Raw genomic sequence first — 7,950 nt, 5'->3', positions numbered from 1 at the left:
GCACTGGACGACCTCAGCCCCGCGCAGTTCGAGGAGCATCACGCCCGCGCCATGGTCAAATCAGCCGCATAGCCTCTCTCCGACCCAAGGGGCCCACTCCACTAAAAGGTCACATTTTACGGGATAGGGTCAGTTCGCCGGTTGGATCGCGCGTGCGGCAAGTGCCCAGATGGACTTTCAGTGGGGCGGTGCAATATGATTTTGATCTCAAAAGCAACCTGGCTTTTGTCAACGCTGATTTTGGCTACACAAGCGACGCATTGAGCAGACCAAACTCTGTCAATCGCTTGAGGCGGAGTTATACTGTTGCCGGCGCGCGCGAGACTTCACCTTAACGACTGGGAGCTAGCCGTTTTCGCCAAAAAATGTTGAATGAACATGCGCACTATGCGGACGTTATCCCATTATGCGCAGAATTGCCTGGGTGGCCCCGGTTGCAACAAACCGTCCGCGCACAATTTGTGCGGAAGTCCGTTATCGTCTCTGACGTTTTCGCGGAGCTGCGGTCAGCAGCTCGGCGATCCGTTGAGACTTTTCAGAAATGTCAGACGGGAAGGTTTCGTAAGGATGCAAAATTTTTAGCCAAACCAAGCTGACCACATCCACCAAACCATCCCGATCTATCCGAAGATCAACCAAAAACTGTTGCAGTTGTTTATCCAAATAAACGACTAGTTTACGGATTAAGTCATCCACCATTCCGCCCAGCAAATATACAAGAAGTATTGATTCCTCGCTGCTATTATTATGCCAAGTCGAGCGCGCAATTCGTATATGCCATTCGAAGTTTCTGCGTTGCATTTTGGCACCAAATGCGGAGTCTTCATCGGCGAACTGGAGCAGGCATCGAAACAGGCCAGGATTATCGAAAGCTAGATCAATCCAAAGCCGGTTACTGTTGCGGATAGCTTCAAAGGCCGAAGCAGCTGGTTTTGCGGAAGCCGCAAGATGGGGGCCTACAAAATTATCTGCAAATTCATCTAGAACAGTTCGCGTAACATCTACCTTGTCTTTGAAATAAATATAAAATGATCCCTCCGCGAGCCCAGCCTCAGCGCTTACCGCTCCGGAAGATATTTCATGATAACCTCTTGACGCGAGCAATTGAGCGGCAGCAATCTTAAGCCTTTCGCGTGTTCTTTGAGACTTTCGCGGAGGAGGAGCCTCCTGAAGACGGCGTTCGAGATACTTGGTAAAGGAAAGATCGTCAGTCCGAGGCTGCACCGGGTTTTTGCTCCACCGTTTGCGGTAAGTTATAGCAACGTGCTTATACCCCTATCGAAATCTTGGCAAACAGGGCCGGACCCAGCGGGCAGGCCCCGGGGGGGGGTACTGTCAAAGCAAGTTCATCTGATTGCAACGCGAGTCAGTAAGAGGGTAGGGGTTTGTGATGGCCAGACCTTGCAAAGCAGCAAGCCCGTTTGGCTATTTCAATTCTTTGCCCGAGATCATCCGCCTAGATGCGATAATGGACTGCCCGCGATGATTGGTCCGATTGCATAGTTAGCTGATCTGGATTTTGAAGCGCTTGGGAATGAGCTCGAGGCTGACGCGCAGAGGGTACGGCAATCTCGTCGACCTGCTGATTGAGCCGGTGAAGGAACTGGCGGACAAGGTCGATCGCCTCGAGGCGTGCGCATAACGCCGCACAGTTCTTGGCAGATCATCAGGGCAGGCTGGCCTGCCCTGATGCAAAAGAGCTGATCTTTTTCACAATGACAGGACCAGAGATGAGGCCGACTACCCAAGAATCAAACGTAAATCCAACAATCAGCCCGTGCCATGGCTGCCACCCTCATCGCCGCGAGCAAATCAAGGCAAAACCGTCTGGCTCTTCGAGGTCTCCAGTCCTAAAAAAATATGAGAAAGGATTCATTTTAATTGACACGCTACAGATATGAGATTTATATCATATTTAGCATATTGTTATTTCGACATAGCGCGTGATCGCCGCGCGTCCGGAGGAGTTCAATGGCCTATTCAGCCAGCCCCGCCCCGCTGACGTTCGATTCAGTCGGCGTTGCATTCAACCGCTACGCCCCGGGCATGGATCTTGGCTGGTCTGACTGGTTCACGATCACGCAGCAGATGCTTGACGCATTCGGGGCGCTGACGTTCGATCCCGACCCGATGCACGTCGATCCGGCCTGGGCGGAGGAATATGGCCCGTTCAACGGCACAATTCTGCGCGGCTTTTTCACGCTGAGCATGCTCGTCGCAATGATCCATTCGGCGAACAAGGTGCCGCGCCCGACCGGTGCCGTCTCAGGCAATATACTTCAACTACGGGTTCAACCGTATCCGTTTTGTTACGCCGGTGCCGGTAAATGCGCGCATTCGCGGCGCGTTCCGCGTGCTCGGCGTCGAAGATCGTCCCAACGGCAAGCGCACTGTGACCTTCGAGGCGAAGGTCGAGATCGAGGGTCAGAACAAGCCGGCTCTCGTGGCCGAGTGGCTGTCGGCGTGGATGCCGAACCGAGCGGACCGAATGAGGACCGCGCGGACGACGTGACATTTAAAAAAGGGGGGGCAATAATGAAGGCTCTAAGAATCATCTCCATTATGCAAACGTCGGCGATCGCCGGCGCAATCGCGTTGCTTGCGTCCACCGGGGTAGCCGCGCAAACGTCGGCCCCGGCCGCCAGCAAGACCGCGAGCGAAGAGGTCGGCGAGATAGTCGTCACCGCCCGCAAACAGAACGAGTCAATTCAGTCTGTGCCGCTGTCGATCAAGGCGTTTTCATCGGCCGATATCGCGCGCTCGGGCATGACCTCGATCGCGGACATCGCGCGTCGCACCCCGAACCTGACCTTCGGTGACTTTGGCGACATCAAGCTTTCGCCAACTTCGATCCGCGGCGTCATCTCATCGTCGGGTTCGGCGGGTGCCGATCCGGCGGCCGGTTATTATGTCGACGAAGTGTTCGTCGGTCAGGGCGCCGGTGCCAGCGTCGACCTTTACGACATTGAGCGGGTCGAGGTGCTGCGCGGCCCGCAGGGCACGCTGTTCGGCCGCAACACGCTGGCGGGAGCGATCAGCATCACGACCACCAAGCCGTCGGATGAGTTCAATGCTTCGGTCACCGGCACATACGGAAATTATGATTACAAACGGCTCGGCGCCTCGGTGTCCGGCCCGATCGTGCCGGGCGTGGTGCAGGCGAAAATCTCGGGTATATTCAACAAGCGCGACGGCATCTCGTTCAACGAAATCCGCAACGAGGACGCGAACACGCTCAATTCGTGGATCGTCCGGGGCGCGCTGAACTTCATCCTGTCGCCCGACACGACGCTGCTGATCAGCGGCGACCATCAAAAAGTCGACCAGAGCCCGCTCGCGTTCGAGGTGCTGCGATACAACACCAATCCGAATGTTGGTACCAACAGCTTCCTCCAGACCGCGCGCGACATCCCGCTTAACCGAGATCCGTTCGACCGCGTCGTCCAGTCCGCGATCCGCAACGTCGAAACGCTAAACGCCAGCAACGTCACTGCGACGTTCAAGACGAAGATCGGCGGCATCGACATCACGAGCATCACTTCGCACCATTTTCACCGCTATTTCAGCGAGGGTGACACTGGTCGCGGCGCCGTCCGGCTGCTGACTGACGGCGATCCCGAGCGGGTGACGCGCGACTCCCAGGAGTTGCGCGCGGCGATCAGCACCGACCGGGTTGACGTGATCACCGGGCTCTATCTCTATCGCCAAAAATCGGCGAACCAGAGCTTCGTCAAGGTCGGCCCCGATCTCGCCGCGCTGTTCGGCGATCCTACCCTTTCCGGTCTCGTTACCGGCTCAGACGGCACGCTGAACACTAAAAGCATCGCTGGCTTCACAAACGTCAACGTTCGGGTCGGCGACAGCATAGAGATCACCGCCGGCGCGCGCTACACCCGCGACCACAAATCGATCGACTATACCCAGTCAGACCCGATCGCGCTGCTCGGCGGCAATGTTGCGATCAAGGCGAGCGACAGCTGGACGTCGTTCACGCCGAGCGTTACCGCGCGGTACCGCGTCAGCCCCGACTTCATGACCTATGCTACGATCAGCACCGGCTTCAAGAGTGGCGGCTTCAACGATGCGCTCGGCGACGCCACTGGCATCGCGTTCAAGCCCGAGAAGCTCACCAATTACGAGCTCGGCTTCAAGGGGCAGGCAGCGAACCGGCTCATCACTTACGACGCTGCCATCTTCTACATGGACTGGACGAACGTCCAGGTGGCGCAGATCGTGCCGCCGCGTTTCAACCCGACAATCACAAACGGCGGAAGGGCCTATAGCCTGGGCATCGAGGTCAACACGACGATCCGTCCGGTTGAAGGGCTGACGCTCGGCGTGAGTGGCGCGCTGCTGCAGTCGCGCTTCAACAACAATGTCCGGCGCGGGCCGACCGCGTTCGCGCCGGAATACACCGCGAATGTCAACGCCGAGTATCGCTTCCCCGAAACGAGCCTCGGCCAGTTCTCGGTGTTCGGCGAAATGCTGGCGCGCGGCAAGACCTATCTCATCCCGCCGACCGGCAACACGATCGACCTCGACGGCCGCGTCTCGCCCTACACTCTCTTCAACTTGCGCGCCTCGCTCAGCGCGCCGAACGAACGCTGGAAGATCAGCATTTGGGGAAAGAACCTCACCGACAAGACCTACAAGACCCGCGTGTTCGATCTCTTCAACGTGCCGCCGATCGGCGAAAAACTGATCCAGCTCAACGAGCCGCGCACTTATGGTATCGAGGTGAAGTTCAGCTACTGACCAGCAGGGGGGGCTGCAGTAACATTGCCGCCCCCTGTCAATCGCTATCGCGGCGTCATATTACGCAAATAGGCGACGTCGCTGTTTCTGGAACCGGTGAACGTTGATGCAACCCGCCGGTCCAGTCATCATCGGAGTCGAGGGGGGCAACACATATGCCGGGTGATGGACGCAAGTTGGTTCGGTCGATTTCGGCGCGGCAGTTTTTCGCCATGTCGTTCGGCAGTGTTGTCGGCGTTGGCTGGATCGTGGTGCTCGGCGATGCCGTGGGGCAGGCGGGGCCGGGTGGCGCTGAGCTGGCGCTTGGGCTGGGTGGGCTTGCAGTGCTGCTAGTCGCCTTCTGTTATGCCGAGATGGCGGCGCGGCTGCCGGCCGCCTTTGTCGCACCGGACGGACGGCCACTTGTCATCACGGCGGCAGCCGCTTCGTTGGTTATCGCCGGTGTCGCATTGATCCAGCCTTGGTTCGCCGCCAAAGGTGCCATCCCAGCTGAATCGCTCGCGCTCGCCGGCTGGACAGGTATCGCCCTGATGATGTGGTGGGGGAGCCGGGCCACGCGCACGAGCCTCACCCACGCCGAACGCGCCCTTGTCCTTCGCGGCGACGCCGTCCACCCAGCCTGAGGAAACCAACATGATGCGAATCCGATACGTCCTTGCCATCGGCCTCCTGTGGAGCAGTACGGCGCTGGCGGCCGCCGCGGACCCCGGTGCGTCGGCTGCGCTCGCTGCACTGACCCGCGACTATGGCGCACATGCGCTCCAACGCGACGTCTATGGCCAGGTCTCGCTCGGGCAGGTTGCCGGGGCGCTGCCGGTCCGCGACCGCGCCGATCTGGAGCGGGAGGTTGCCTATGCCGACGGCGTGCGTGCGAGACTTTCGGCGGTTCCGGTGGCCGGGCTGACAACGGAGGAACGGCTGACCGCGGCGGTGCTGCGCTGGCAACTCGACGATACGGCGACCGCGCTGGCTGGCGACGCCTTCGTCTTCCCAGGGCCTTATGGCATGTCGGAGCTCAACTTTGTCGGCACGGCGCTCGCTGCCAATCCGTTGCAGACCAAGGCGGATGAGGCTGCCTATCTGGCGCTTGTCGGTTCGGTCGGGCGCCAGCTCGACGCGATGGCGGACCGCTTGCGGCGCCAGGCCGCGAAGGGCATTTTCATGCCCCAGGCGCAGGTGCCCCGCGCGTTGAAGGCGCTGGTGGCGCTACGCGACCAAGCAGCAGCCTGGGCGAAACCGGCCCGGTCCGCATCGCCCGCATTTGCGGGGCAGGCCGCTGCAGAAACACAGGCGGTTCTGGCGGCGCTTGACCGGGTCAGCGGGGTGCTCGGTCCCGACTATCTCGCACGGGCCCCCGTCAATGCCGGTCTCGCGCAATATCCGGGAGGCAAGGCCTATTATCGGCAGCTCGTCAAAAGCTATACGACAATGGAGACGACCCCCGAGGCGTTGGCGGCGATCGGCCGCGAAGAGCTGACGCGCAACAGCCGCGAACTCGCGTCGCTTGCTGACAGGCTCGGCATCACCGGTGGCCATGCCGGGCTGAAGCATTTCGTCGAGACCGACCCGGGGTTCTTCGTCAAGACACCCGAGGAGCTTGCGGCACGCTACCAGCACTGCATGGATCGCATTGCGCCGCTGCTCCCGGCCTGGTTCGATCCGCTACCAAACGCGCCCTATCACACGCGCCGTCTCGATCCGGCGCTCGAGCCGGGCATGACCTACGGCTATTATGAACAGCCCATCCCCGACCGGCCGGAAGGCGAGTACCGCTTCAACGGCAGCAATCTTGACAAAAGATCGCAGTTTAATGCCTGTGGCCTGATTTTCCATGAACTGATGCCCGGCCATCATCTCCAGGTCGCCAGCCAGCTCGAAAATACCGCCCTGCCGAGCTTTCGCCGCACCCTGAATATCGGCGCTTATGCCGAGGGCTGGGCCGAATATGCGTCAAACCTGGCGCGCGACATGAAGGCCTATCCCGATGACCGTGACTTGCTGGGTCGGCTGATGATGAATGCCCAGATCTACAGCCGGCTCGTTGTCGATGTCGGCCTTAACTATGACGGCTGGACGCTCGCCGAAGCCGCCAAATTCCTGCGCGAGAATACGTTCATCTCTGAACCCGAGATCGAGTCGGACCTATTGCGCTATGGCACCGATATCCCCGGCCAGGCCCTCTCCTACGGCGCTGGTGCTGTCGAGATTGCCGCCATTCGCCGCGACGCTGAAAAGCAGGCAGGGAAGGACTTCGACATCCGCCGCTTCCACCGCGAGGTCATCGAGCATGGGCCGTTGCCGATGGCGGTCCTGCGCGCCCATGTCCTTGGCGAACGCGCGCCGGTGATAGCGCGGGAAGTCCCCCGACGCTAAGACCGACAATGGTTGAAAATTTCGAACTGCACTTCAACGTGCTGCCCAGCGCTCTTTGGGCCGATTTAAAGCGCCTTTACGTCAAGGGCGAAAAGTTTTCCAGTTCGGGGTTCAACGTCGTCCCGATAGCCGATGATCCCTTGGCCTATCTGGGCGGCACGCGGATTAGCAAGTTGGGACCGTCGGGCAAGGTAGATCAAGTCATTGCGCGCTACACCACGATCGACGATTCGAAGATGTTCCTCGCGCTCACCGCGTCCTATTCGAACGGCACGGAATGTCAGGTCACCTATGCGGTACGGCCTTCAGGCACGGGCGCGGACTTTCAGTTGATCGTGCACGCGGCTCAGGACCTACCATCGGCACCCGGGGAGGTGCCGACTCCGGCGCAGATGGCGGCCAGGGTGCGTGCACTGGTCGCCCTTCAGGACAAGGACTTGAAGGTCTATTGGGAAGGGGAACGAGCACGGCTCGAGGCCAGCCAATGATCGCCCGGCGCAGCTTGCTCGGAGGGGCGCTGGTGGTCGGCGCGGCGACCAGCTTTGTCGCTCTTGATGCGGCGCTGGCGGGACCGGCCGACCCAATGCCGCTATCGTTGCCGGAACCATCTGGCTTGCAGCCGTCGGCGAAGGCGCTTCGGCTGGTGCGTGATAATCTGCTGTGGGACAATCATAGTTGCATGCCACTTCGCCCCGGCGATGTCAGCTTTCTGGACCAATTGTGGAGTGGGCCCCTTGGGTCGGAGAGAGGCTATGCGGCTGATTTGACCATGGCGCGGGCGTGATGCTCCTCGAACTGCGCGGGGCTGAGGTCGTCCAGTGC

Annotated in this window: 7 protein-coding genes and 1 pseudogene; 7 read left to right on the top strand and 1 reads right to left on the bottom strand. The window is 60.0% G+C overall.

Annotated elements, in window-relative coordinates; genetic code table 11:
* Positions 1-474 precede the first annotated feature (474 nt).
* The gene (locus DFR51_RS00155) at positions 475-1,224 is read right to left on the bottom strand and encodes a TetR/AcrR family transcriptional regulator (RefSeq protein WP_160119006.1); all 750 of its coding nucleotides are present in this window, start codon (positions 1,222-1,224) and stop codon (positions 475-477) included.
* A gap of 747 nt (positions 1,225-1,971) precedes the next feature.
* Here DFR51_RS00155 and DFR51_RS19565 point away from each other — a divergent pair.
* The 7 genes and pseudogenes from DFR51_RS19565 to DFR51_RS00130 all read left to right on the top strand — a co-directional run.
* Positions 1,972-2,223: pseudogene (locus tag DFR51_RS19565) on the top strand (MaoC/PaaZ C-terminal domain-containing protein); the annotation flags it as partial.
* 34 nt (positions 2,224-2,257) lie between these two features.
* Complete coding sequence (locus DFR51_RS19250; protein ID WP_243445479.1) at positions 2,258-2,512, top strand: hotdog family protein; 255 nt, start codon at positions 2,258-2,260, stop codon at positions 2,510-2,512.
* Between the two features lie 50 nt (positions 2,513-2,562).
* Positions 2,563-4,755 (top strand): TonB-dependent receptor, encoded by a 2,193-nt coding sequence (locus tag DFR51_RS00150; protein WP_243445480.1) that lies wholly within the window; start codon positions 2,563-2,565, stop codon positions 4,753-4,755.
* A 155-nt stretch (positions 4,756-4,910) separates the two neighbouring features.
* A complete protein-coding gene (locus DFR51_RS00145; RefSeq protein WP_121047052.1) occupies positions 4,911-5,378 on the top strand; it encodes a hypothetical protein in 468 nt (155 codons plus the stop codon).
* A 10-nt stretch (positions 5,379-5,388) separates the two neighbouring features.
* Complete coding sequence (locus DFR51_RS00140; RefSeq protein ID WP_121047051.1) at positions 5,389-7,128, top strand: DUF885 domain-containing protein; 1,740 nt, start codon at positions 5,389-5,391, stop codon at positions 7,126-7,128.
* Positions 7,129-7,136: 8 nt separating this feature from the next.
* Entirely contained in the window at positions 7,137-7,616 is a 480-nt protein-coding gene (locus tag DFR51_RS00135) for a hypothetical protein (RefSeq protein ID WP_121047050.1), read from the top strand.
* On the top strand, positions 7,613-7,912 hold the full coding sequence (locus DFR51_RS00130; RefSeq protein WP_121047049.1) for a hypothetical protein: 300 nt from the start codon (positions 7,613-7,615) through the stop codon (positions 7,910-7,912). Before DFR51_RS00135 ends, DFR51_RS00130 begins: the two co-directional genes overlap by 4 nt.
* Positions 7,913-7,950 lie beyond the last annotated feature (38 nt).

Source organism: Sphingosinicella microcystinivorans (assembly GCF_003634215.1).
In the GTDB taxonomy this organism is placed as follows: domain Bacteria; phylum Pseudomonadota; class Alphaproteobacteria; order Sphingomonadales; family Sphingomonadaceae; genus Sphingosinicella; species Sphingosinicella microcystinivorans.
The sequence above is the reverse complement of the archived record's forward strand: the minus strand, read 5'-3'. Positions and strand labels throughout refer to the sequence as shown.

Excerpts from the sequence above, each read along its gene's own strand:
- DFR51_RS00150 (WP_243445480.1), top strand. The coding sequence starts at position 2,563 with ATGCAAACGTCGGCGATCGCCGGCGCAATCGCGTTGCTTGCGTCCACC.
- DFR51_RS00145 (WP_121047052.1), top strand. The coding sequence starts at position 4,911 with ATGCCGGGTGATGGACGCAAGTTGGTTCGGTCGATTTCGGCGCGGCAG.
- DFR51_RS00140 (WP_121047051.1), top strand. The coding sequence starts at position 5,389 with ATGATGCGAATCCGATACGTCCTTGCCATCGGCCTCCTGTGGAGCAGT.
- DFR51_RS00135 (WP_121047050.1), top strand. The coding sequence starts at position 7,137 with ATGGTTGAAAATTTCGAACTGCACTTCAACGTGCTGCCCAGCGCTCTT.
- DFR51_RS00130 (WP_121047049.1), top strand. The coding sequence starts at position 7,613 with ATGATCGCCCGGCGCAGCTTGCTCGGAGGGGCGCTGGTGGTCGGCGCG.